The organism is Bradyrhizobium sp. UFLA05-108 (assembly GCF_059803455.1).
This window is the reverse complement of sequence record NZ_JBANAZ010000068.1, coordinates 20560-45101: the sequence shown is the minus strand read 5'-3', so window position 1 is coordinate 45101 and position 24542 is coordinate 20560. Positions and strand designations below refer to the sequence as shown.

Here is a 24542-nt window from a genome sequence, read left to right as displayed (position 1 = left end):
CCTAATCGACTTGCAGCCCGCTTTCAGTTCGATTCAGCCACACGTATGTACCGCTCTCGTGCAGTTCGAGCCAGCCGCGCTCGACGGCAAACTTGATCCCGGCGCCGAACTCCGGGCCGCTGGCTTTCAAGGTGTAGAGGAACGGCGCATGGATTTTCTCGATGTGGATCCGGCCATCCTGGATAGCTTCGATGCTGGCGGCCATCTCGACCAGCTTGCGCACTGCGGCTTCCGGGTTGGCGAAGGGACGTTCGGGGGTGAGCTTCATCGGTATCCCATAGCGGGGATCACTGGCTTATTCCAGTTGAAGTCCGGCCGGACGTCGGCGCCGCGCCGGCCGCAGGCAGTGCAAATAAAGCGCGGCTCGACATCGGACAGGCGCAGTTCGTCGGGCCAGCGCTCGGCGCTGATTGCTATCGAGTGTCCGCAACGATAATCGGCGCACTAGACCAGGACGCCGCGTATGCCCATCTCGCGCATCTCGCCGAAGGTAATCTTGATGGGCCGGTGACCGGGCGGTGTGCGGTTCTCACGGCGGACAGGCTTGAGCATGTCTCCATAAAAACGGCGGCGCGGGCACCTCGCAAATTATCGATTCGTGGTGGTTGAGAGCGCAGCCGACCCACTGCCCATCGTGGGCGTATGCGGTGGAGTTCTTCATACGAAGCCCCCGCCGATGCGCTCGACGGGGGCTGTGCAGGTGACACAGCGGCCAGATGTTATGTAGGTCACTGACGACGCCGCAGATGCTCGGGCAACCTCAGGGCGCGCGCAGCAAACGGCGTTGGGGGGCCTTTGAACCTTTGGCCCGACGCGTGCTCCAGGAGCGCTCCCGCCGCGACATTCCATGGGACTGCGCCAGTGGTTAGGGATGCGCGCTCGCGTCATCAGAGCAGCCCGCCGGCCTTCCGCCGGTCCGGATGCAGTCTCGATACTGTCACGGCTCGACGAAACTGCCGGCCCGGATTCCGCGGCCGGCCTTCTGGGCTCCCCGTTGAACGTCGTCGTACTTACCTTTTGAGAATTGCGGCCAATCGAGCGCGTGGCCGTTGGCAACGAGCCATTGCCCGATATCCGGTCCTGGCTTTCCGAGGAAGCAGACGGCTACCGCGCGGCTGTACCGATCCTGCCCAGTTGGAGAACACGTAACCGGACGACGAATGGCGTAAAGCAGCCCAGCGAGAGCCGAGGCCGCCGCACGGCCGCACTGGTAGAGTTCGCTCTCATCGTTGCGGCAGAGCTGGGTGCTCTCTGGCGCATCGATACCCCAGAGCCTGATGTGTGCCGTGGATCTCGATCGTATCGCCGTCGATTACGCTCGCCTGACCAATGAGATCATCGGTCGAAGCGCGCGAGCTATCGAGAAGAACGACAGTTGCGACCAGGATCATGCGATAAAAGGGCAGCATCCAGGTGACGGTGCACGTTGCTGGTTGGTCGCGCTAATCTCCAATTATCGAAACCTTCGTGAGCGCGAGCGACGTCTCCGGTTCGCGTCTATCCGGTCTTTTGCACACGAAAAGATGCAATGCAGCTTGCTTCGCTGACTCGGCCGTGATTCGATTCGCGCCATGATGCGAACCATCCTTCTCATTCTCGCGGTAGTTGGTCTGGTGCTCGCCCGCGAGCTCGGCCGCATGGTGCTGGCAGCCGCATGCGGCGGAGCGCTCTGTCGTTTCGCATCGGCTACCGCACGGGCGCCGAAGATCGTGAGGCGGCAATCGTCAAACTCACAGCCCCCTTAGAGCAGGGCTCAACTCAGAATTCCCAAACTCGCGGACCATTTCCGTTCGCGTCAGAGAGAGGCGTTAGGGACAGCGATTTCGATCGCCAAACGCAAACCGCTCAGCGGTTTACGAGAAAAGAGGCGGAGAGAGCGCCCATGGGTCCGATGTCAGTTGTAAACGGACTCAGATCAGTCCGAAACAAAATGTGGCCCACCGGAACAGCCGTTCCAAAAAGTGGGTCAATCAGAGGCAAATTGTTGAGTGATTTCAAAGAGCAAATTCGACTGTGGCGCTCCCTAGCGGAAACTGAGAACGCAGCCACAGCACATTGAAAAAGCTGAAGTTTTTACCGCCCGATTGAAGCGCTGTGTAGCACGGGAAGGAGAGCCAGTCGAGTGTCAGGGCGGGGAGCGCCATGTGGCACGGTGAGCGCCGCAGGTTTTCTTTGGGACACCTCACAACTGAGCCTTGAAACGACACCGCCACATCAGCATACGGAGAGCATTGATGAGAACGGGCGAAGGGCCACCATGGCGAAGAAGGCTACGAAGGCTAAGAAGGCTAAGAAGGCCAAATCCGCGAGCGTTAGGAAGGCAAAGAAAGCCCTCCGTGTCCCTGCAAGGTCCACCGACTGGATGAAGCCACCGCGCAGGAAGGTTGCAAAGAAGAGATGACGAAGGAACGCAATTCCGATCAGGGACAGTCCCGGCCAACACCACGACCTCCTCAGGAAGACCGCCCGCGTCCGGCACAAGACGGCTGGATACGGAAGGAAGGCCCGGGCAACAACACCCGAACCACGGACTGGAATAAGCCTCCCCGTAAGGACGACAATGAGTGAGTGACTGGTCCGAAGACGGGTACTACGACGTTTGCTTCTCGGTTGAGCGTAGCCGCCGTTATCACGCGAAGATGCAGTCCTTCTACGATTGGTGCTACAACCTCACGAGGGCTGCCACTGCGCTGACGGGGACCGCGAGCTTCTTTGTGCTATTGGCGCATGGTACAGAGATTGCGAAGTACCTCACCGCCATCGTTGCCGCAGCAGCCGCCTTGGACTCGGTCTTCAGGTTCGACAGGAAGGCGCGGGCACATGAGGCGTTGACGCGGAGGTTCACCGACCTGAGTTCAAAGATTGCAGGCTGGGACCCAAATCCGGGCAACCTCAAGAAGGCCCGGACGGAGCGCCTTCGGATAGAGAAGGACGAGCCTCCAGTCCGAAGACTTGTAGACCTTCAGGCCCAGAACGAAGAGGCGAGAAGTCGAGATGTACCCAGCAAACGCATGGTGCCATTGACTTGGTCACAGCGCACCTTCGGGTATGTCTGCACGTTCGACATGAAGCGCCTTGAGGAGTGGCAGGCTCAGAGGACCGCCGCTGTCCAAGTTGAGGTCGAGGCCGTGGTGGTGAGTGAGTCTGTAACCCCGGACCAAAATTAGGGTCACAAACGCGAAGGGTAGGGCCTGCTGGCTGCCGTGCGATTTCCCCCGTATGCCCGCCATGAGGTGCGGGTGGGGGGGTGATGGAGGCATGAGCCACGAGGTGGAAGGCGAGGGGCAGGAGGGCGAGAGCGAGGGAGGAAGAGGGCGCTGTCAGGCGCACCTCAAGCCGCTGCCTCCTGGTCTGAGCGTTTGGCAATCTTCGCGATGGTCGCGCGGCTGCATCCGGTGGCCCGCTGGATGGCACTCCAGGACTGACCAGCATCGAGCAAGCGGGCGATGCCGTCGTTGCGCTCAGTGTCCTCAGGGCGGCCCTTGTAGCGGCCCTCAGCCTTCGCCTTGGCTTGGCCCTGCGCCTGTCTGCGGCGCCTGTCGTCATAGTCCTTGCGGGCAACAGCCGCGAGCATGTCCAGGAGCATGCCGTTGATGGCTTCGAACATGCGGCCGGTGAATTCGTCGGTGGTGTTGGTGGCCATCATCCACGACGTTGGTAGGTCCAGCGCCACCACCCGCACGCGGCGTGCAGTGAGTTCGGCCTTGAGCCTCTCCCAGTCAGGCGCGGTAAGGCGGGAGAGACGGTCAACCTGCTCCACCAAGAGGATGTCTCCAGGTGATGCGTCAGCCAACAGGCGGAACAGCTCAGGGCGGGCAAGCTTAGCGCCGCTCTCGTTCTCGACATACCAGGACGCGACCTTGAGGCCACGCTCAGCGGCGAAGGCCTTGAGCTCATCCTTGGCGCGGCGTGCATCCTGCTCGGTGGTGGAGGCGCGGAGATACGTGCGGACGAACATGGGAAACCGTCCTATGGTTCACTATGGATGGTTCACATGGTAGTGGCGGTTCATTTTGGATTGTCAAACTGATTTATTGAACCAAGCTTTGAGCGATTCACTTAGGGCACACCCAAATTGAACCGGCTCACGGGAGGGACATGCGCGGGGGAATCGGGGCGTGTTCTCAAACGGATCCCACTTGTCTGATACTATGAGAGTGGCTGCTTCCCTTCACTATGACGCACGGCTTGGCCGAATTCCCTCCTACTATGACGCACGGCGCACGTTTCGGGTTTTTCTAAATCCCACTTACAGTGAGAAGAATGACGTACGGCGCTGCCAATTGGTGCCCTCTATGACGCACGGCTAGGGCCCATCAATTGTCGTCTAGTGGGAGCTTTCGAGCGCCGCGCGGTGAATCTGTGCAGTGACACAGGCCTCCACCATCTACGACCACGGCACCTTCAGTCATCATCATCAGCAGCAGCAGCAGCATCAGGCACCAACGGATGGCCAACACCACCGAACCAACAGACACGCCTCCACGTGATCCAAACGGCGAACGCATTCTTTGGATCATGGAGCACTACTGCGGCAACAGGATCGAAACCACACTCGATTGCCTTGAAGACGACGCCAACCGCAACGGCTTATGCCTTGGCGACCACACATCGGCACGCAGGTACCTGATGCGCCGTGGTCTCATGTCACTGCTCGGTGTTGCCCGCATCGTCGAAAGCTCAGAAGGAGACGCACAATGACCCGTCCCTCAACGCCGAAGACCAGGACCATCAACATGACGCGAGACAAGACATCACCACCTCCGGGGGCAACTCACGCTAGCGGACCTCATGGACCTCACCGCCCCGCCGTTACAGGCTGGCTGTTCTGTGTAGGTGTTATGGCCGTCATTGCTCTTGTCGTGCTGGGTATCGTCCGGGCGGTGAGAGGATTCTAACCTATCTGTGGGCCTATTCCTTCGACGCCCCGGCCGCACATTCCGGGGTGTGCCGTTGGAGGAGCGCGGCCATTTTCATGTTGGCCTGGACAGTCGGATGGATGTCGTCGCGGTAATCGGCAGCCGACCACCCGGCAAGCTCGTTTTTCAACAGGACGACGCTAAAGCGTTGATCAAGTTCGGAAGCATGTATGTCGAGCGATTGTGTACGCAACTCAGGATCGCTTGCTTCGGCCTTTGTCGGGTAGAACAGGATGGTGATCGGCGCAGGGTATCGGCCAGCAAGCCATTTCATGGCAGCATGCCAATCTCCGGTTCCTTTACGCTCACCTGAGATGCTTTCGGGCAGCAGTCCAAGCTTACGCGCGAGCTGGAGAAGGGCGAACGCAGGGTGGGAGGTTGGGTGGGTTGTTTCTGACGCCCATACTGACGGCTTACCGAAGTCCCCGGAGTTGAGGATGAAGATAATCCTGTCGAAATTGTCGAGAATATCTTCGTGCAGCATCAAATAGCGAAGCTCATTAAGAAAGGCCCAGCTCCCGGCGGCGACTGGCCAAATCATTGAGGCTCCGCACCGCTCATTCAGAAGCGGCCCGATCTTGTCTTTTTGAGCAAGCGGGTTGCCACCCAGCACGATGCTATCGCCGATGAGCAACACGTTGTGCACGTATTTCTTGGGCCGGAACGGCTCAGCGACGCCCATACTTAGATCGTTAAAGGCCCAATCGTTTCGGTTGAGAAAGGTGCCGCGCTGATTTGGTGCAGGCACGTACCCGAGCGTCGGGCTGTTCTCGTATAACGGAAAGTCCATCAAACCTACCACGCGCACAGTGATCTCGGCGACGGCGATGAACGCCAGCGAAGCACACGCCAGCATCAACTGAAATCTAGATCGCATTACAGAATGCCCCGACGACGGAGCCACGCGCCAAGGGGCACGCCTAAGATTAAGCCTGCGATCAATCCGAAGAGTAGAATTAGGTTATTTTCCATAGCCCGACCGGCCCCCTAACGTGTCATCCTGAGCGATGAGGACACGACGGCAGCGCACGTACGCGGCGGTTTTCTCAATAAATTGCGCGAAACCTGCGCTCTAATCCCGAGCACGACGCAAGTCGATGATACGGTTTGGCGAGGGGCCGTTCACGCCCTCAAGTCAACAAACAATCCAACCGTAACCATCCGCTTATCCAGCGGAGCGAGACCTATGTTCTTTGGCCAAGTCCCCCCTGGTGGTTCTGGGCCATCGTGGGTCTAGCTCTCGCCGTCTCGCTGTTCCTTCTCATCCCCACCTCCATCTCGGTCTGGGCATCAGCCTCAAGCTTGACCGTATGCGTGGCTTCATCGCTGCCCTCAGATTCCACCTTCGAGACGATGGCGCCCAGGAGCTGCACCATTTTGTTGATCGTCCTCGCGTTGCGGGTGGGGAATTTGGAGAGGTCAGGGCGCTCAAGCAGTTTCGGAACAGGCAGCTTGCGGAGTGCATGAGGAAGATTCTTCGGCATCTTGGCAATGCTGTCCCGAAACTCACGGGCGATCTTCTTCGTGATGTCCCCAACGGGCATGTCCCCGTGGAGGTCAGTGAAGTAGCGGACTGCCTGAGTGGTTTCGATCACCGTGTTTTCACCCGGCTTCTTCGACCCTCGCACCGAACCACCACCCGCCTTCCAGACCTCAAAGGCCTCCGAGAGGAGCGGACCTCGTGCATCGGACTTCGGCTCCGCTGGGGTCGGGAGGTCCTCACCTTCGTTGCGCTTGCCGATGGTCTCATAGGCTCTCACGTGAGCACGGAGCACCTCAAGGGCCACCGAGTGGAAACGCGCTGAGGTCTTCTCGACGGGCTCGCCACGCTTCTTCAGCTCAAGGCTGGTCTCGGCGGAGACAATTGAGGGGTCCCGCCTTGCATATGCAGCTCGGTACTCCTCCGCGAGGTCGCGAGTCTCATCCCCGTAGACCGGCCATGTGGACCACTCTTGCGGGCTACAGTTGTGTAGCAGAGCGGCCTCTCTAAGCTCATGATTGCTCAGAGTTTTCGGCTTTTCACGGTCATGTTCAGTCGGGTACCAAAGTCGAGCTGGCGCTGATCCGTGACGCTTACGTATCGTCTTCCCGAAGCTCTCATACCGACAGTCGTATCGGCGTTGAATCGCCAGAAACTCGACAAAAATGGTCATGTGGTCGGTAACGAGGCCTGAGCGGCCTCGTCGATGGAAACGCGCGTTTACAACAGGATCGAGCCAATTTCCCCATTTCGGGATCTTGGCCTGCTCCCCGGGGAGTTTTGCAAGCGTCAGGATGGCGCTGATGGTCGGGGCATGACCATTCACGGTATCGTGCCGGGCCCGCAGAGAGCCGTCATGATCAGCGTCGGCGCACCAACAGCCCGGCGAAGGCGGCGACGCCGCCGGCAAGCCCGCGCAGGCGCGAGCCGAACACCATCGACAGGTTGACGATGTTGGGCCCCCGCAGCCAGCTTCCCGCAGCAGACCAAGGCGTTCGACGCCGGCGCCGCTCTTGTCGACCTGCGCTCGTTTCCTCCGAGGGGGCAATCGTCGGCTGGGAAGTCGATGAGCGTCAGACCGCCGCGTCAGAGCCGACCTCCTGTCTTGGCAGCGTTTCGGGCAGCTGCGGATCGAGTTCTTCTTGCTCCAGCGTCTTCGCACCCTCGCCAAGCAAATAGGCGGCCAATATGGCGACGCCGGATTCCGGCGGGCATCGCGCGGGAGATGCCTTCATCGCAGGGGTGTTGCCGAAGGCTTCCGCGATGTCGGGGCTCATGAGGTGCGGTCTGATGCTGCGCCCGACCGCCTGCTCGATGGTCCGGAAGATCCAGGTCCCGTCCGGATCGATGTCGGACCAGTGGAAGATCGGAGTATCGTCCGGGACGGCCTCCGCGAGGACGCGCAGCGCGTGCTGCGTCGCCAGCGACGGGTAGCCGCCAACGTAGACGGTTGCCCCCAGGCGTGTGGGGTCGGCTTCGATGAGGTGGCGGCTGAAGCTCGCGAAGTTCTCGATCGTGAGGAGGTAGGCCGGCGGCTCCCGGAAGCGGATGCGGTCCGCTTCGTTTGGCGCGACCCCCAGATAGAGGGGCGAGGCTGCCGAGAGGTCGGCACCTTCGAGATCGACGCGGCCCGCGATCAGGAGCGGTGGGGCGAATCGTTCAAGGCCGATGGCGCGCAGCGCCGCCCGCGGTCTAGCCTCCGGTGGAAGCTCGATGATCCCAGCGAGAAGGCGAACGACCGCACTCTCGAGGCGCTCAAGCGTCTTGCTGTCGCCGACGGTCCTTCTGGAGAAGGTCCGGTAGTCGACGTTCACGTGTTTGCCGTCGAGGATCGCCTGTGCGAGCACGAATGCGTCGCGCAGCCGATCGGTGTCTGTCGGTGAGAACGCGTTCCACGTCTTTGCCCTGCTCCAAGCGGTCGCAATGGCCGCCGCGGCATCCTTCAGGCGAGCATCCAGTTCCAGGCCGGCAACAAGCCGCGCAGCGGCGTCCTCCGCGATTTTGGGGGCGGGAGTGCGGCCGAGATAGCGATACAGCGTGTCGGGCGATGCGAGACGGACGTGCGCGATTTCATTGCGCTTAGGCCCGCGTCCGCGCGCCATGCTGATCGCGCCCGCCTCTTCTGCGCACGAGATTTCCTTGAGGAAGGCATCCGCGGCAACGACCGAGGTGAACGCGGCGTAGTCCGGATAGCCGATCGGGCTCGCGGTGCCGGCCTCGAACCGGTCCAAGAGGTCGCCTAGAAGCTCCCTCGCGTCGGTAAACACGCGCGGCATGGCTACTCGGCCGCGAGCCGGAGCGAGAGATCGGCGTCGGAGATCAGGTCGGGATCGATCGCCATCAGTTCCTGCTTGGCCTTTTCCTTCAGGGAGACCACGGTCGCTCTGGACTGTTCGCCGATGCGGTCGACCTCGACGATGGTGTCCATGTGTTCGAGGACAGCGACGCGCTTCTCGAACGGGGCCGCGATGACGAACTGCAGGCCAAGGTTCTTGTAGAAGCTCATCATCTGGCGCTGGTTTCGTCCGTCCATTTTTGAGAACGCCTCGTCGAACATCGCGAGAGCGAAGCCCGAAGGCTTGCCGGCGCGCCGCTCGGCGCTGCCGTAGACCGCCGCCAGTGACGCGCCGATTGCGACGTAGATGGGGACCTGCTGTTCGGCTCCGGAGCCCGTACCTCGGCGCTGCTCCCAGCGGGTCGACCTACCCGTCGCGACGTCCTCCATGTGGATCTCGAACGTGTAGAAGTTCCGGTAGTCTTCAAATTCGGTGAAGTCCTTCTCCGGGTCCTCCAGCAGCGCTTCGAGTGCGAGAATCGTGTCCTTGTGCGGGAAATCTTCGGGCACGTCGCCGCGGAAGAGCATGTCCAGCGCCTCCGGAGAGGTCTTGCCGATCTCGATGATTTTCAGGATCGGCTGGAATTCGACCACCTGGGTGCGGTGGAACGAGTAGCGCTCGTTGTGGAAGGGATGCGCGTGCAGGCTGCGGTTCAGCGACTGCAGGTCCCGCTCCATCTTGCCGATGCGCGAGGTCAGCGCGTTGATGAACTCGCCGCGCAGCAGGGTCGCTGCCTTCTCGGCCGCTTCCCGTGCCTGTCGTTCATATTGCCGCAGTTCGTTGGACTCGATGTCGCTGATCAACAGGTCCATCCAGGGCTTCACCTCACGAAGGGGCTCGCTCTCGATGCCGATTTGCGACTGCGTTCCGAACTCTTCGAAATAATTGTCCAGGAATTCGCGCACGCGCCGTTCGACGCGTCCGCGCTCGCTGTCCGCGGCATCGGCGTCTTTCACCGCCTTCTCGGCGATGGCGCGGTGCTTTTCCGCCTCGTTCTTCTGCATGCGGGCGTCGAGCCGGGATCGGTACGCGGGCCGGCCCTTCGCCGCGGCGTAGAGCGGCCGGTTCTTGGCGAACAGCGACCAGGCGATCTTCAGATTGAGTTCGGAGCCCGGGACGTTTTCACCGTCGCCGAGCCTGTTCGTCGCCGTTCTAACTTCGCCATCGTGCCTGTTGAAGGCGGTCTGCTGGGTCTCGCGCTCGCCGATCCTCTTCTTCTTAAGCTCCTGTTGCGCCAGTTTCTTGTCGCGGAGGCCTCCATCGCCGGCGCTGTCCAGGGCCGCAAGTTTGGTGTCCGCATCGGCCTTCTCGGTCTGGGCGGCGGCGTAGGCAGTGGCGTGAGCCTTCAGGTCTGCCGTGGCCGTCTCGCACAGCGCCTTGAGCGCCATGAAGGCGCTGTCCGCGATTTCCGCCTCCTTGTTGGCTTGCGCAAGCGAAGCTTCCAGATCGTCCGCCTGCTCCTGCAGGGCGCGCAGGGCGTTTGCCTGGGCGGTCTTGCCGATCTTGTGCTGGGAAAGATCGATCGACCGATGCGTTCGCACCAGGCCGTCGTCGTAGAGGCCGTCCCTCATGATCGCCCGGCCCGGCCTGTTGAACTGCTCGAGCGTCTCGGCGAGCCGCACGGAGCCGTAGCGGCGCATGATGAACGACAGTGCGTCCGGATCGTCGGTGCGGAAGATCGCAGGGAATGTTCCGCGGTCCGGCCTGGCCCTGAACTGCTCCAGCTTGTTGAGGCTCACCAGGGAGGTGCGCCGGAATTCGCGGCGTCCTTCCTTGAAGATCGCCGTCGCGTCGCCGATGTCTGGTCTGTCGACGAAGACGGCGTCGCGGTCTCGGCCGAGCAGCGCTTCGGCGGCTCCCGCCCATTCCGGGTCCGCAACCTCGATCAATTCGCAGAGTACCCTCGGTGCCATCCCCTTCTGCCGGAGCCTTTGGCAGAGGCGCTCGGTGTCCGGTTCAAGGTGTGCCCGCGCTCCTCCGGAGGCGTGCTGCCGAATCCGGCCCAGCAGGTCGTCGCGCTGCGCGCGCAGTTGGGCGACCTTTGCGATGATCTCCTGGCGCGCTTCATCGACCTTGGCGAGCTGCTGTGCTCCGGATGTGGTGAGAGCGCTTTCCGCCACCGAGAGCTCCTCGGAAACGGAGACGACGGCGGCACCCTCTGCCGCGGCCTGCAAATTGTCGACGACGGGGATGAAATCGTCGAAGCCCTGGCCGCGCATGGCGCTCAGCGGCTGCAGACGCCGGATCGCGTCGAGGCGCGCTTTGAAATCCGCGGCGGCCCGCTGCGCCGCCTGGGCAGCTACCGACGCGGTCTGCTGGAACGATTTTCTGCCGGTCTTGGCATCGTGCTCGGCGATGGCTTCGGTAAGCCGTTCGACCTCCTTGTCGATCGCCTTGATGTCTTCGGCGAGGAACGCAAGTTCGCCTGCAGCGGCATCGCGCTGCGCGGTCGCAAGGTGCAGCCTGGTCCTCCAGTCTCGGTTGGTCGCCCGGGCGGCGAGCCACTCGGCGCGCTTTGCGATCCACTGCTCGCGGAATTTCGTTTCGAAGGCCTCTGCCAGCGCCGCGAGGATCGTCCTCAATTCCTTCAGCGCCTCCAGCTTGAGGCAACTTACGGATGGTCTCGCTGATGTTCCTGTAGGTCTGGATCGACTCGCGCAACTCCCCGATCCGGATCGGACTATCTTCCAGGATGTAGGTCCGAACGAACTGCGTAGCGGTCTGGTTGTGATCCAGCGTCATCGCGTTGACGATAGATTTCTGCAGGGCGCTCGCGTTCTGCTCGCCGTAGGGTGCATGCGGAAGCAGATGGCGCATGTATTCGCGGACGTAGTCTCCCGCCCGGTCGCGGTGATTGATGAAATTCTGCTCGCCCACTGCGGCCACGATGCGCCCGCGCACGTCCTCCCACTGAGCCGGGAATTGCGAGGTCCCCCTGTGCTCGATGAAGGCCTTGGACGTGAGGATCGTGCCCACGGCGACGAACAGGGCGAGGACCGTCTCTTTGCTGTCCGCCTTGCGTGCCTCGAGCGCCATGCCGATGGTCATCGGCGGGCGAACGCCCTCGGTGTCCTCGAAGCCGAGGCTGACGTAGGTGCGCGCATCGTCCCGGCGCCGCTGGTCTTCGCCCAAGGTCCCAAGGCAGTAATCGACGACGCTGCGCTTGGAGCCGCTCCGCGACTTGCCGCTGTCGCCCGCGACCGCGTTTAGTCGCAGAAAGCGCCTGTTGCCGCCTGTCAACACGACCTGAGCCATGTCGAGAATGGTCGACTTGCCGGATCGGTTCTCGCCGAGCACGCCGATGTGGCCGGCGACGGGGATGTCGGCGACGTCGAACAGGTGCCAGTTCACCATGGCGAGATGACGCAATTCCATCATGCTTCTTCCCCTGTGGGCTGCGGCGATCGAGCCTCCTCGCTGCGGGCGTACCGCTCGAGCCGCTGGAGGGCGTCGCCGCCGCTGATCAGCTTGATCATCGGCCGGATCCGGATTTCGCAGTCCTGCTGTTCGTTGTCGTAGTCGCCGATCTCGACCAGACTGCGCTGAGAGGCTTCCTTTAGGATATCGCGAAAGCGGTTGATGCCGATGGCGCCGCCGCCGTTGGGCTGCACCATGTCCTTGTATCGGTCGTGCAGAGCGTTCAGCGTCGTGACGACGACGGCGCGGTCCTCGATCGCGCCGAGATTGACTTCCTCCTGCCAGTGCGCGGCGAGGACGAGTGTCACGATGGTCTCGTCGAGCCGCATGCGTGGCAGAGGCACGTCCTCGTCGATCGCGAGGACTCCGGCCCACTGGGCTTCGGGATCGCGGTGGACGCGGTAGCCGCAACTGTCGAAGAAGCCGTCCACCACGTCGCGGAAGCGGCCGTCCATGATGGTGTTGTAGATCTTCCCGGTGCGCGGATCGCCCGCGAACACGAACTGCCTGCGCAGCAGGAAGTGGAGCGCTCTCCGCAGGTCCGCGGCCTTGTCCGCGCCGGCGGACCTTTCGATGTTCTCGAATTCGTTAAGCATGTGCCTTGTCCTTGCGCAGCGCGCCTGAACGCCTGACTACGAAGTTCGCGCATCTGAGCCATTCGCTGTCATGGGGCGGGGTTTCCGGCGACGGCTCCAGTTCGAAACCCTTGGCGACCTGCGGCGGGACCTCGCCGGTGAGCGCGTAGCGGCGTGCGGTGTCGAATGCGAGGAAATCGTCCACCGTCTCGATCTCCATAAACCGCGCCTCCTTGGTGCCGAACGGCGGCACCTGGCCTTCCAGGAAACGCCGGACGTCCTCCGGGCGGGGCGCGATGCGGGCGATGTATTCGAGCCGCAATTGCTTGCGCAATTCGTATAGCGGGTCCGATGGGGGTGCGGCGAGCTCTCTCGCCTCGACGGGACGGCGCGGCTGCCTGGTGGGAGCCTGATGGTGCTCCGACCAGGGGGACCGCAGCGGCTCGATGCTCCATTCCACGGTGGCCTCATGGTGGCGGCCGTCCCGCAGCAGGGCGTCCAGCCGGCCTACCAGGTCGCCGGCGCGCCCGACCAATCCTTGCGTACCGCGCTCGGCATACTTGATCGTGTTCCTGACCCGCGCCTCCAGCTGCCGTCTGAATACCTCGATGCGTTCGAACATCTCGCCGATCTGCTCGAAGATGTTCTCGATCGCGAGCAGGTCGTCGGCGGCGGCCATGTGGCCGTCCTCGACGTCCGCCGCCATGCTGGCTCTGGCGTATTCCTCCGCGAGAACTTGCATCGTTTCGGGCATGTAGGAGATCTTCCGGGCAAGGTCGACGATGGCGTCCCTGAAGCGGTAGGGGTGGTTGACGGTGAGGATGGACTCGAAATCCCTGAGCAGGAGCTGATCGACGAATTCCTCGAAGAAGGCCTCGAGACGGTCGCCCACTGTCTTGGATTCCATGACGGTCCGTCGGATCCGCTTGAGGTCGGCAAGGATCGCGCGGAGGCTTTTGGTGAACTGATCGGCCTGGTTGCGGGCCTCTCGCACGGCGAGGGCGGCCTCGCGCTGCTTGCGGTCCGTCACATCGGGCGTGAGCTTCTCGACGGCTTCGAGGTTGAGGCGGATCTGGACGATCAGTCCTCCGAACCGCTGCGACAGATCTTTGTTCAGGCTCGCTAGTCGCTGGATGACCAGCAGCGGTCCCATTGCCATGTCGACGGTGACCCGCAGGCCGTATTCTTCCTCTTCGAGCCAACGCCATGCGATCAGGCGGGAGTAGAGCTGGCGGGCCAAGGTGAGGGCCTTGTCTCCCTTCTCCGAGCCCGCGGAAATGTCGGCGCGGCGGATCCGCCGCCGGCCCGACGAGATCACCTCCGGAAGCGCCTCGCCGAAATCATCGCCTTCGCTCCACAGGGACGGATGCGCACGCATGACGTCGTAGATGGCATGGACCACCTGCTGAGGTGTCGGAAACGCAGGGGCACCGGTGAAGTACCGCTCATGCAAGTCGAGGAGACACGCCGCATAAAGATGCTTGTGGTCCCGCGAGAAAACCAGAAAAGCGTCGTCGTGCAGATGGCGGAATAGGGGCATATCGAAATCGTACTCGACACAAACAGAGGGAGTGGCGCGACACGGTACAGGACCGGCCGCCGACATCGGCTTAGTTCAGATGCAATGCGGTCGCGTTGCAACCGCCTGGATATGTGTTCCCTGTATGTTCTAGCACGGTTGTCCCTAACGCGTCGAGTCGTTGAGGTCGATCAGGTCGAGGGCGCGATTCATTCGAGGCCCTCGCGCGCAGTTGGCGCACCAACGCCGCGATGCGCGCCGCCCTGGCTGCCGGCAGCGTGCCGACGCGAGCACTCTTTTGAGGCGCCGCGCGACAGCTTGACGCGTTCGCTTGCGAAATCGAGCGTTAGGCGGGCGACGAATCTGGAGTCCGGTCTTAGCTTCGGAAACCTGCCGTCCCGCGACCGCCCGGGCGCATATGTCGCAAACGGCATTGATCGCGGCCGCGCGGGCCATGCGGTTTTCGGCGGTGCCTACCCATTCGGGTTCGCCGAACGCCCATTTCAATATCAGCTCCAAGACGGCATGAGGCCGTCCGAAGCAGGCCAAAGTTGCTGGTTTCAACAGACTGGCCTAATCTTGGATTGGGTTGTTGAAACCATTGATATAGAATGATAAATGTTGTTTCAACAACGGCGGACAAAATCAGGCAAAAGTGTTGAAACTATGGAATTTCAAGAACTTAACAATGACCAACGTCGCGAGGTAATCAACAGCCAGCAGCGCTTCCAAGCCCTGCGCGACGCTAAGGAGGCGTACGGCGCGCAGCGGGGCTCCCTGACATGGGTAGAGTCGAAAGGGCACGAATATCTCGTCCGGAGCTACTACGACAAAGCAGGTCTCCGGAAGCAAAGGTCTCTCGGGGCGCGCTCTCCAGAAACTGAAAAGATGAAGGCCGACTTCGAGGCTACGCGCGCTGTGTTGGAAGACCGATTAGAGAACTTGCGCTATACGATGGAGCGACAAGCGGCGGTCAATCGTGCGCTAGGCCTGGGTCGCGTGCCTTTGATCGGAGCCCGGATCATGCGCGCTCTCGATGGCTACAGGATGTTGGGTTCTGGCATTCGGATTCTCGGAACGAACGCCATCTACGGATATGAAGCGTCTTCCGGAGTCAGGATCGATCCGGGCCTGGCCACGACGGAAGACATCGACCTGCTGTTCGACGCTCGCGGCGGGCTTACGTTTGTGGCGGACGAGGACGTCTCAGAGTCTTCGCTCCTGAAGATACTTCAACGCGTTGACACCAGCTTCGAACGGGCCAAGCAGGCGTTCCGAGCTGTGAATCGCAACGGCTATCTCGTCGATCTGATCAAGCCGATGCAGAGTCCTCCCGGGAAGAAGGCACCGGATAAGATCGGCTCGGATCCCGAAGACCCGACTGCCGTCCAAATCGAAGGCCTCGATTGGCTGCAGAATTCTCCCGCTTTCGAGGCTGTCGCGATCGACGAAAAAGGCGAACCGGTGCGCATCGTCGCTCCAGATCCGCGGGTTTGGGCGGCGCATAAGCTGTGGTTGTCCCGTCGAGCGGATAGGGAGCCGCTCAAGCGCCAACGAGATGCAGCACAAGCAGAAGCCGTGGGCGCTCTGGTCGCAAAATATCTCACTTATCTGCCCTTCGACGCAGAACAGCTAAGGATGCTGCCCAAGGAAGTAGCAGACAGCGCGGCGCCCCTGTTCGTTAATACCGCCGCGCGCGCCTAGCGGCCAGACGCGACTAGAACAAGGCCGGCATAGCCGGCGGCGATCATCGGGGGCACCATATGATGGTTCGCGTGGTGCTGCTGCTCGTCGGCATGATGATCGCCATAGTTGGCATGACGACGATGATCATCGTCAGAGCCGGCATGATGATCGCCAGCAGCACCAACCACCAGAGCGGCAGCACCAGCTTTAGGATCGCGATTGGCGCCGCCGGCATTGCCGAAGGATCAGCGGCTGTTGGCGACTCACATCGATCAATAAATCGGGTGCGATCAGCGCAAAACCGCTTACCCTACTCACGGCGAAATCTTCGCAGCGTTAATGTTCGGTTTCCGACGTGATCATTGCCTCGACTTCTGCGCGAAAAGCCTGACGCGAGGAGTCACGTGAATAGAACATGTGGCCGCCAGGGAGGACCAGCAGCCTGACCCGCGGCGCTGAGGCGAAGGCGGGCAACTGAGCGAGGGCCATTTTCGTGGCGAAATAAGGGGTCACAAGATCAAAAAGCCCGTGTCCCACCAGCACCTTCATCTTCGCATCCGTTGCGAGAGCCTGTCGCAGCTCCGACAGCGACTCTGGAGGTGTATTGCCGAAATCCCAAGCCTTTCCGACCGCACCATTGAGCAGTTCATAAGAGCCATCCGGCCGCCACTTGAGCTTGCGCGTCAGGACATCGACGGCAGCACTCGTCACCGGCGGCGCAAGCGCATCACCCGAGGGGTCGCCGAAGGGGTGGGCAGCTGAATGCGGATAGGGATCCAGACCCCTCACCGAGGCATCATAACCGCCGGTCACCTTGCCGCTGCGGCGATCCAGCTCGCGGCGGAATTCGCCAATGTCAATGCGGCCGCCACGTGCTCGGGTCACGCCTTGGTCGATGCCAGTTAACACGGCGAGCTTATCAGCGATGCGATTACTGGCCTCGCTGTCAGCCTCACCTTTGAGGAGGTCGGCCAGGAGCTCGCCTTGCGCGTAATTTTCCACGGCGGTGAGATCGGAGCCCTTCGCTTGGCTCTTGGCTTCACGGGCTGTTGCGACATAGCTCGGCAGCAGCGTGACATATCGCAAGATCCCGGGGGGAGCGTAGTCAAACACCGGCGAGACCAAGATCAAGCCCTTGACTCCGACACCCTGACGCGTCTGCAGCTGGCGCACGACCTTCGGTCCTCGAATGCCGCCATAACTTTCGCCCACGACGTACTTTGGCGATAGGAGCCGGTCGTACTTCTCAAGCCAGCGGCGTATACTCAACGCGAGGGCGCTGACATCGCCGTCGACGGAAAAGAACTTCTTGCGGACATCCTCACCGTTCGCGACGAAGCGGCTATAGCCAGTCCCGACCGGGTCGATGAAGACGAGGTCGGTGAAGTCGAGCCAGGTTTCCGCATTAGGCTTCGCTTCTAAAGAAGTGGAAGGCGTGACCTCGTCGGCGTTGATCGGCAGCCGCCAGGGACCGGCATTGCCGAGCTGGAGCCAAGCCGAAGATGAGCCGGGTCCGCCGTTGAAGAAGAATGTGACCGGACGCGTCGTGCGGTCCGTCCCGTCGAGCTGATAAGCCGCATAGGCGATGTCGGCTTGCGGCTCGCCTTTTTCGTCGAATAGGCGGATCGAGCCCGCGGTCGCAGCAAAGCTGAGTACCCGGCCTGGCACATGGAGCGTATGCTTGGTGGTCGAATCCGGCGGCAAGCGATGCAGCTCGCTTGCAGACGGCGCGCTCGGTGTTTGTCCCGCCCGTTCGTCGGGACCGCTCTTATGGCCTGCCTGCGTGGAGCCTTCAGAGCACCGCGGCGGATCATCGGCCCGGCCGGTGTCCATCGTGCCGCAGGCAAAAAGACCGAGTGCAAGAGAAGCGCAGCGGAGCTTGCTGAAATCAAATCGCATCAAGTTTTCCTTTCCGCCAACTTGTGTCCGCATGGCGCGCACGGCGCATACACGTAGTTGACGGTCGAGAAAGAACACCTACTAATTCCAGCAGTATTCATTGCCCCTGAATTCCGTATGGTGGTTGGGGCGGTGCTTGCAGATAGCGCTCTCGCGGCGAGCACATCCGCAGAGAGCAAGCTACTGTACGACCTGCAGGAACACCGAAGGGCCGTACGTCATCCCCTGCGTCTGCGGTGACTCGCCCTACACTCCGGGTCTGATGACTGCCCTGGCGTCGAAAGCAACGAGGCGAGACGTTTTCGCCCTCGCCTGGAGGCGATCATCCATATGAGCACCCGCTGGTGAAGCCGATGCAGCCGTTGCACGCGGTCTGCGGAGAGACAAGCCACGCCGTCCGCCGCTGCCGACGCGCCTAATGGCGAGCGGTGGCGGCCACTGGATCGGCGAACACGGTGCTGAGCTCGTCGTCGATCAGCAGCTTTGGCTTCGACAGCGCGAGCAGTTTCTCCTCCAGGCGCCGCTGGCCGTGCGCCTTGGCGAGACCAGCGATCAGCGTCTCCCCGGTGAACTTCACCGTTTTAGGCTGCGGCACCACTTCAACCCCATTCCTCGACTGCACCTCGTCTACGGCGCCTTGACGACCACGCCGAATGCAGTCATCCAGCAGATTCGTCCGAATGCGGATCAGCGGAGGCGCCTTGGCAACTTTGGAAGCTTGTCAGGACTAAACGCTACTACCTGCTCGATTCTTCCAGGTGGCCGTGGCGGTTGTTGTTCACTGAGAATAAGGGTCCCGTGAAGGACGACTCCCTGGCGCCTGTTCTGCCGTCGCTATGTAACTAGCGATCCTGTTCGGGCACGTTCCCTCAATGTGGAGCGTGCGTGAGTTCATCATAGACGCCGAAGACCGTTGCGCGACCATCGGTATGCCGTTTGGTCGACACTATCGCGGTGAAGCGATCTTTATCAACGTTATAGGAGCCGCGATAGGCCATGATGCTGTCACGACCCCAGACTTGCCCGTCAGCGATATGAACGATGCCGGTGCCTTGGTCAATCGTGGTGCCAAACCAGGCCGCGTAGGTGCCATCCCTCAGCGTGGGAGTCGTCCTCCCTTGGTGTCATGCAGCAATAATCGGCATGATTGGTGCTAAGGAATGCTTAAGTGACACTCGGAACGAGTGAGGCCCCCCTCGGGCATCCTAGTGGATGCTCTCGCGGGCAGCAAATCGCCGATCAGGGACAATCCTGCAGGTCGAGGGCTCGCAAGCCGCTGTCGGTCGAAAATTGCGATATCCCGTCGGGTATTTCCGATGAAATCGAGAATGCCTGCTTCAGGCCGTTGTGACACTGCGTGCGATACAGTTTTCGAGCGTCAAGCCAAGGTAATCGGCAATATCGCGACGTGGCATTGGTAGCGACATCGCATCGGCAGCTGTCTCTTATACACATTTCGATCCTGGGGCAAGCGACCGCCGGTCGCCGGTACGGCTGCAGACATAGCCCGGACGCGGCGCTCATCTGACTGGAAGCGTCTGTCGGCGGGAGCCGGAACCAAAGGGCCACGACTACACGATTGGTGTTATCTCGAATTGGCCGATCTCGAGGCCGAGCAGTTCAACAGTGCTAATGATGGCTTGTGGACGCGCGGTCTACTGATCCGTCGTCTTATCGCCGATGATGACCTCGCCTTCTTCACCACCTGGTGTCCAGCGGGAACATCCATCGAAACGCTGGTCGCGGTCGAAGGCCATCGATGGGCGATCGAGGACAGCTTTGAGACCGCGAAAAACGAATTCGGGCTCGATCACAACGAGAGCAGATCCTGGCATGGCTGGCACCGTCATGTGTCCCTGGTGATGCTCGCCTTTGCCATGATGGCCGCAATCCGGCATCGCGCCAATCCGCCGCCGCCCAAAAAAACGAAACACCGTCCTCCGGCAAACCAAAGTACAACCACGCCGCCGCTGATCCGTTGGTCAATCCAGGAAATTCGCCGCATTGCGATCCGACTCGCTCGAAAGCGTATTCAGCCCGCACACATCATCGCTTGGTCTTGCTGGCGCCGAGTTCACCAGGCGACCGCGCAACGCGCTCACCTCAAAGCCAAAAAACAACTGCAATGTTAGGATCCTCTCTCGACCCGACGTGTGTGACAGCGCGCCAGTCGGCGGTGACTACACCCATCGATGCAAATTATTGCGGAGATCGAGCGGGTGGCGCGAGAGGTCTGTTGCGGGGCGATCGGCTTCATCGGCTTCAACGGGACTTGGACACGAACATTGCAATCCGCACGGTTACGATCGACGACGGCCTGGCCATGATGCAGGAAGCCGGATAACCGCGATGTCGGATCCAGAGGCAGAATTAGAGGAGGAGCCTCGTCGCCAAGGCGCAGCGAATTTTTGGGACATTTCGAGCTGAGTCATCCAATGTACTTTGATTTTAATCATTGGCAACTATGGCTCCTTGTTTGAAAGTCATAGAGCTGGCGGAGCATTTCGCCAGCCGTAGTGCGCGTTGCGGACCGCATTGGCTCACAGCTGGTGGTCGAGCCAAAATATGGTGTGGCCAGCGAAGCGCCTCGCGCCAATAAGAGAACCAGATCCGGCGCTCGGGGGGCGGAGGAGACGAAGGACCGTCAGCAAATTCAGGCGCGAGCTGCGGCAGCTCATCGAGAAGCACATCAGCTCGTCGAGCACGTTCGAAGACTACGTCCTCGTCACCGGGGAGCTGGAAGAGACGCGGTACAGGTTGGACCTGGAGGCCGAGAAGTTTCCGGATGAGGAGGTGGACGCCTTCGAATCGTAGCGAGCGCTTCGCGCTAACCAGTAGAGGACAACACCCGCATTGGATCTAGATTGGCCCGGACCGTCGCCATCGCCTTCGAGCGGAGGTGCTGAAACACACTGGAGAAGCTGGCCAAATGCAGGATTTGGGCGTGAATCTGCGACTCGTTGCATTAATCGGTTGAACGAAACGCTCCAATGTGAAGCGAAGACGACGCAAATGTGAAGCCGAGACGACGCGCCCGGGTGAGAACGGAGACTGTTCGTTCGCTTCGCACAGTAGTCGGAGCAACGGCGCCCAAAGCGCTGGCAAAGTCGCCGTGCCGGCCCAGCCCGAACAGGGGCAACGCGGATGGGAGATATAATGTTCGAACGTGATGGTGACTTGATCTCTCAACTTCTGCTTTACGTTGTTCTGTTGCTTATTCTTGCGTCTCTGACGATCGCTGCATGGCAGACTGCGGGATGACCGAAACCGATCGCCGCGAGTTGCTGGAGGCTCTGATCGAGCGCTATCGTGGCGGGCAAATCGGGTTGGGGCGGCAGCGGTGGCCGCTGCGTCATAATCAGTCCATTGCCCCGCAGATCCAATTTTGAGGCCCGTGCTCAAATGTCCCCCCCGAACAAGGTCGCGCTCTTCATCGACGGCGCCAATCTCCATGCAACCGCCAAGACACTCAGCTTCGACATCGACTACAAGCGCCTGCTCAAGGAGTTTCAGAGCCGCGGCAATCTGGTGCGCGCCTTTTACTACACCGCCATCATTGAAGATCAGGAGTATTCCACGATCCGCCCACTGATCGACTGGCTAGACTACAATGGCTACACAGTGGTCACCAAGGCAACGAAAGAGTTCATCGACGCCTCGGGCCGCCGCAAGGTCAAGGGCAACATGGATATCGAACTCGCGGTCGATGCCATGGAGCTTGCCGAGCACATCGACCAGATGGTGCTGTTCTCCGGCGACGGCGACTTCCGCTCGCTGGTGGAAGCAGTGCAGCGCCGCGGCGTGCGGGTGACCGTGGTCTCGACCCTTTCAAGTCAACAGCCGATGATCGCCGACGAGTTGCGACGTCAGGCTGACGTCTTCACCGATTTGGCGGAGCTGCGGTCCAAGGTCGGCCGCGATCCGTTGGAACGGTCGACGCCGCGCGATCGCGAGACGCGTCTCAATGCGCGGCAAGTCCCGCTACGCGACAATGATTTCAGGGAAACGGTTTCGAGCGATTAATCGCGATTCAAACTACATCGTACGTAGTCGCCCCCAGTGCGTGGGTAGCGAGCGCTTCGCGCTGATCTTCAGTCAGTTCCCGTCGCCGCGGCTCAGCGCTGGTGGCAGAGCCCGATGCCGAGCTGGTGCGCCTTGGCCCGCAGCGCAGGAATAGACCGTTGTTTGCTTTGGGTGAGGCCTGGCCGGCGCCAAAGAGGGCAAATCGTCCGCGGCGGCGAGCGCTTCGCGTGATCGAAAAGGACAGCCGCGGAATAGCAACCCTTAAGGGGTCCTGCTCACATCGAGTGGCTGCGAGGTGGAGGTGATCCAGACTGAAGCCGAGACGACAAAGCCAGGGGGCAGTGAGACTGTTCGTTTGTTACACGCCGCCTCCGTCGGAGCAACGAGCAAAGGCAACGAATTTGCCGCCGCAAATTTGCCAGTGTGTGTGCGAGGGGCGCCACTGATCTCGGCCGCGACGCTCGCCCCCCTCGCGAGGCAGGGGAGCAGCCCCGCCCTTGTCTCCATGGGCCAGGCCTTTTTATTGCTAGTCGGCACTCTTGAAGGTTCGAGGGCCCAGCAGTTGCGTCAATCCTCGGACGGCGCCTCAATTGGAATGGCAAAGCCCACTTTTACGCGGTCCACTATGACCATCGTCTTGAAGCCCTTAATGTCCGGGTTCGCATAGAAGAAGAGCCGAGTGAACTGCTCATAGTCTTCCATGCTATTCGCGGTGAGGTATAGGACAAAGTCAGCGTCGCCAGTCACGTAAAATCCATTGACGACTTCAGCTGACGATTTGATGGCCTTCTTAAACCTATCGATTATATCTGAACGCTCCCGCTCCAGGGTGACCAGCACAAGCATTTGAATAGGTCTTCCGACGGCCTTCGGCGAGACGATTGAGACGTCGGCCTCGATGATGCCCTCCGAGCGGAGCCTCTTCAGTCGTCGTTGACAAGCGGTAGCAGAAAGCCCGGCCATTTCGCCGAGCACCTCGGAAGTTAGACGGTTGTTCTTTTGCACGATCTCAAGGATGCGGGCGTCTATTCGATCGTATCGCATAATCGGCGCCGCCGGCTGAGGTGAATTTCGCCGCCAAATGCCCGTACTATGCAGAAAATCCTCCGAATGTCCAAAATGCAACGAAATACCTTTTGCCACCATTTAGAGCAGCGGCGAGTCCGTACGGAGGACATCAAGAAAGCCCTCTTGGATGCTCCGACCGCGCTATTCGGCCAAAACCATCACAAAGAAAAACACTCCTAGCTGGCAGCCATGGCAGCGACCGGATTTGGGCGATTATCGCCATACTGCTGCTGGGGTACGATCGAGGAGTAGCCGCAAAACACGATGAGGGTGGCGACCATCTGGTCCGCCTTGCCTTGCCCGAAGCGGTAGTAGAAACGCTGCGCCTATGCCGGTGAGAGCCGTTCTTCCCAGCCAGCGTCCAACGCGCAGCTTCGTTTCGACGGCGATTTTTGCTGCGCATCTGACCTGGGTGCCGGCGTTGCAGCGCACCGGCGCCGGGCAGTTCAGCTGGCGATCGCCGGAAGGCTGACGGTTGGATCATCGCCAATGGCGCGATGGTTTCCAGCGTCATGTAACGGGTGCGCTGGACAGCCCATTCATTATTCTGCTCGACTAGGATTCCAATACGCGAGCCTAACTTGCTCGCTGTTCGCAGGCCGCCCTATCCGGGAAAAGAAACCAGGGTTTGATGCTGATCCCTTTGCGAAGCGAATACATGTAGAAGATTGGAAGGTTTTTGGGGAAAAGCGCTCGAAATTCGCTTCCATTGAAGGTGATGAAAATTGAGTCAGGAAACGCACGCTCGACCGCGCGTTTTTCGATCATATTCATCCGGTAATATTCTAATGCGCCCTCTTCACAACTTCCATTTCCACGATACCATTTCATCGCGCTGGCAAGCAGCCGCTGGAACGTCGGCTCCGGTACGATCTCATCAATCAAAGGACTTGTGTTATCCGTTTCCGCGGCCTTCGTGAGGTCGCCCAACCAACAGCTCTCGAAACCGCGTTCGCGGGCGCCATCCGCAACCTCATCAAAATATTGGCGTATGTTCTGTGATGAATGTCCGTTCAATTCCGCATGGGTATCGGTGAAAATCAACTTTAGGGCCGCCCCGGGCGCGTATGTTTTACTGATTCGGCGGGTGAGGGCGGCCAAATAGTTCAGACATTCGAAATCGGGCTTGTCGATGCTGGACCGCGGACCTTTGCCCCAATAGAGCACAAACGGAACGGGATTTCTGGCCGCAATTGATTTGGAAATGCTTCGCAACATTGCAACAGAGTTATCAGGCTGCTCACGCTTAAAGGCCCAGGTATTAAAGGCTTGCAGAACCTTATCTGGCGCGATGTCCTTGGCTCGAGGAGTGACAGGCATCGCAATTTCGATTGATCCTTCAAATCCTCCGTCAACAGCTTTGTTGCCAAAGCGCTGCGGACAAGCCGTTCTTTCAGTGTTGGTTGATGCGCCTTCTTTCGAAGCAACCGTATCCCAGCCCGACATATGAACTCCGAAAGAAAGATCTTTTTGTCGCGGGTTAATAATCGGTTATTTTTCTCAACGTCAACTCGCAAGAGTAGTAGCCTATCTATTAAGGTTAACCTTCCACGCACGGGTGGCCGATCAATGAAGTTAAGACGGCCGAAATATCCGACGGGTAAGCCCTGCCGATAGGGG

23 protein-coding genes and 4 pseudogenes are annotated in these 24542 nt (G+C 60.6%); 11 read left to right on the top strand and 16 right to left on the bottom strand.

The features are described from left to right. Window position 1: 1 nt before the first annotated feature. Window positions 2–268, bottom strand: a complete 267-nt coding sequence (locus SO140_RS35910; RefSeq protein WP_498543795.1) for a hypothetical protein — start codon at window positions 266–268, stop codon at window positions 2–4. 669 nt (window positions 269–937) lie between these two features. Then, on the bottom strand, window positions 938–1264 hold the full coding sequence (locus tag SO140_RS35905; protein ID WP_498543803.1) for a thermonuclease family protein: 327 nt from the start codon (window positions 1262–1264) through the stop codon (window positions 938–940). A gap of 993 nt (window positions 1265–2257) precedes the next feature. On the opposite strand from SO140_RS35905, the gene SO140_RS35900 reads away from it, so the two are divergent. Further along, the gene (locus SO140_RS35900; protein ID WP_498543794.1) at window positions 2258–2401 is read left to right on the top strand and encodes a hypothetical protein; all 144 of its coding nucleotides are present in this window, start codon (window positions 2258–2260) and stop codon (window positions 2399–2401) included. Window positions 2402–2564: 163 nt separating this feature from the next. Continuing rightward, window positions 2565–3167, top strand: coding sequence for a hypothetical protein (locus SO140_RS35895; RefSeq protein WP_498543793.1), 603 nt, complete (start codon window positions 2565–2567; stop codon window positions 3165–3167). A 164-nt stretch (window positions 3168–3331) separates the two neighbouring features. Here SO140_RS35895 and SO140_RS35890 read toward each other — a convergent pair whose 3' ends face one another. Next, window positions 3332–3958 (bottom strand): recombinase family protein, encoded by a 627-nt coding sequence (locus SO140_RS35890; RefSeq protein WP_498543792.1) that lies wholly within the window; start codon window positions 3956–3958, stop codon window positions 3332–3334. 491 nt (window positions 3959–4449) lie between these two features. Here SO140_RS35890 and SO140_RS35885 point away from each other — a divergent pair, with 491 nt between their 5' ends. Further along, window positions 4450–4701 (top strand): hypothetical protein, encoded by a 252-nt coding sequence (locus SO140_RS35885; RefSeq protein WP_498543791.1) that lies wholly within the window; start codon window positions 4450–4452, stop codon window positions 4699–4701. A 210-nt stretch (window positions 4702–4911) separates the two neighbouring features. Here SO140_RS35885 and SO140_RS35880 read toward each other — a convergent pair whose 3' ends face one another. From SO140_RS35880 to SO140_RS35860, 5 genes and pseudogenes are all read right to left on the bottom strand, one after another. Continuing rightward, window positions 4912–5775: a hypothetical protein gene (locus SO140_RS35880; protein ID WP_498543790.1), complete on the bottom strand. Its 864-nt coding sequence runs from the start codon at window positions 5773–5775 to the stop codon at window positions 4912–4914. A 328-nt stretch (window positions 5776–6103) separates the two neighbouring features. Further along, window positions 6104–7072 carry a hypothetical protein gene (locus tag SO140_RS35875; RefSeq protein ID WP_498543789.1) on the bottom strand — a complete coding sequence of 323 codons (969 nt, stop codon included), beginning with the start codon at window positions 7070–7072 and terminating at the stop codon, window positions 6104–6106. A 173-nt stretch (window positions 7073–7245) separates the two neighbouring features. Continuing rightward, window positions 7246–7370: pseudogene (locus SO140_RS35870) on the bottom strand (chromate transporter); the annotation flags it as partial. 102 nt (window positions 7371–7472) lie between these two features. After that, window positions 7473–8675: a Wadjet anti-phage system protein JetD domain-containing protein gene (locus SO140_RS35865; protein ID WP_498541747.1), complete on the bottom strand. Its 1203-nt coding sequence runs from the start codon at window positions 8673–8675 to the stop codon at window positions 7473–7475. A 2-nt stretch (window positions 8676–8677) separates the two neighbouring features. After that, complete coding sequence (locus tag SO140_RS35860; protein WP_498543788.1) at window positions 8678–11317, bottom strand: SbcC/MukB-like Walker B domain-containing protein; 2640 nt, start codon at window positions 11315–11317, stop codon at window positions 8678–8680. 214 nt (window positions 11318–11531) lie between these two features. On the opposite strand from SO140_RS35860, the gene SO140_RS35855 reads away from it, so the two are divergent. Next, a complete protein-coding gene (locus tag SO140_RS35855; RefSeq protein ID WP_498543804.1) occupies window positions 11532–11945 on the top strand; it encodes a hypothetical protein in 414 nt (137 codons plus the stop codon). Between the two features lie 45 nt (window positions 11946–11990). Here the strand turns inward: SO140_RS35855 and SO140_RS35850 are convergent. The 3 genes and pseudogenes from SO140_RS35850 to SO140_RS35840 form a co-directional block, all read right to left on the bottom strand. Then, window positions 11991–12089: pseudogene (locus SO140_RS35850) on the bottom strand (ATP-binding protein); the annotation flags it as partial. Between the two features lie 20 nt (window positions 12090–12109). Then, window positions 12110–12748, bottom strand: a complete 639-nt coding sequence (locus SO140_RS35845; RefSeq protein WP_449383554.1) for a DUF4194 domain-containing protein — start codon at window positions 12746–12748, stop codon at window positions 12110–12112. Next, complete coding sequence (locus SO140_RS35840; protein ID WP_498543787.1) at window positions 12741–14333, bottom strand: Wadjet anti-phage system protein JetA family protein; 1593 nt, start codon at window positions 14331–14333, stop codon at window positions 12741–12743. Before SO140_RS35840 ends, SO140_RS35845 begins: the two co-directional genes overlap by 8 nt. A 531-nt stretch (window positions 14334–14864) precedes the next feature. Here SO140_RS35840 and SO140_RS35835 point away from each other — a divergent pair. Then, complete coding sequence (locus SO140_RS35835) at window positions 14865–15950, top strand: GSU2403 family nucleotidyltransferase fold protein (RefSeq protein WP_498543786.1); 1086 nt, start codon at window positions 14865–14867, stop codon at window positions 15948–15950. A 59-nt stretch (window positions 15951–16009) separates the two neighbouring features. Next, window positions 16010–16291 carry a hypothetical protein gene (locus SO140_RS35830; RefSeq protein ID WP_498543785.1) on the top strand — a complete coding sequence of 94 codons (282 nt, stop codon included), beginning with the start codon at window positions 16010–16012 and terminating at the stop codon, window positions 16289–16291. Here the strand turns inward: SO140_RS35830 and SO140_RS35825 are convergent. The 3 genes from SO140_RS35825 to SO140_RS35815 form a co-directional block, all read right to left on the bottom strand. Next, entirely contained in the window at window positions 16269–17831 is a 1563-nt protein-coding gene (locus SO140_RS35825; RefSeq protein ID WP_498543802.1) for a S10 family peptidase, read from the bottom strand. The two genes, SO140_RS35830 and SO140_RS35825, sit on opposite strands and share 23 nt — an antisense overlap. A gap of 415 nt (window positions 17832–18246) precedes the next feature. Further along, window positions 18247–18426 carry a hypothetical protein gene (locus SO140_RS35820; RefSeq protein WP_498543784.1) on the bottom strand — a complete coding sequence of 60 codons (180 nt, stop codon included), beginning with the start codon at window positions 18424–18426 and terminating at the stop codon, window positions 18247–18249. A gap of 742 nt (window positions 18427–19168) precedes the next feature. Then, a complete protein-coding gene (locus SO140_RS35815; RefSeq protein WP_498543801.1) occupies window positions 19169–19246 on the bottom strand; it encodes a hypothetical protein in 78 nt (25 codons plus the stop codon). A gap of 39 nt (window positions 19247–19285) precedes the next feature. Here SO140_RS35815 and SO140_RS35810 point away from each other — a divergent pair. The 5 genes and pseudogenes from SO140_RS35810 to SO140_RS35790 all read left to right on the top strand — a co-directional run. After that, window positions 19286–19771: pseudogene (locus tag SO140_RS35810) on the top strand (transposase); the annotation flags it as partial. 249 nt (window positions 19772–20020) lie between these two features. Then, a pseudogene (locus tag SO140_RS35805) lies at window positions 20021–20277 on the top strand (chorismate-binding protein); the annotation flags it as partial. A 119-nt stretch (window positions 20278–20396) separates the two neighbouring features. Further along, the gene (locus tag SO140_RS35800) at window positions 20397–20645 is read left to right on the top strand and encodes a hypothetical protein (protein ID WP_498541723.1); all 249 of its coding nucleotides are present in this window, start codon (window positions 20397–20399) and stop codon (window positions 20643–20645) included. Between the two features lie 443 nt (window positions 20646–21088). Next, a complete protein-coding gene (locus SO140_RS35795) occupies window positions 21089–21220 on the top strand; it encodes a hypothetical protein (RefSeq protein WP_498541724.1) in 132 nt (43 codons plus the stop codon). A 13-nt stretch (window positions 21221–21233) separates the two neighbouring features. After that, on the top strand, window positions 21234–21854 hold the full coding sequence (locus tag SO140_RS35790; RefSeq protein WP_498541725.1) for a LabA-like NYN domain-containing protein: 621 nt from the start codon (window positions 21234–21236) through the stop codon (window positions 21852–21854). A 567-nt stretch (window positions 21855–22421) separates the two neighbouring features. Here SO140_RS35790 and SO140_RS35785 read toward each other — a convergent pair. After that, window positions 22422–22898 carry an Lrp/AsnC family transcriptional regulator gene (locus SO140_RS35785; RefSeq protein ID WP_498541741.1) on the bottom strand — a complete coding sequence of 159 codons (477 nt, stop codon included), beginning with the start codon at window positions 22896–22898 and terminating at the stop codon, window positions 22422–22424. Between the two features lie 600 nt (window positions 22899–23498). Next, the gene (locus SO140_RS35780) at window positions 23499–24368 is read right to left on the bottom strand and encodes a hypothetical protein (protein WP_498543783.1); all 870 of its coding nucleotides are present in this window, start codon (window positions 24366–24368) and stop codon (window positions 23499–23501) included. Window positions 24369–24542: the final 174 nt, after the last annotated feature.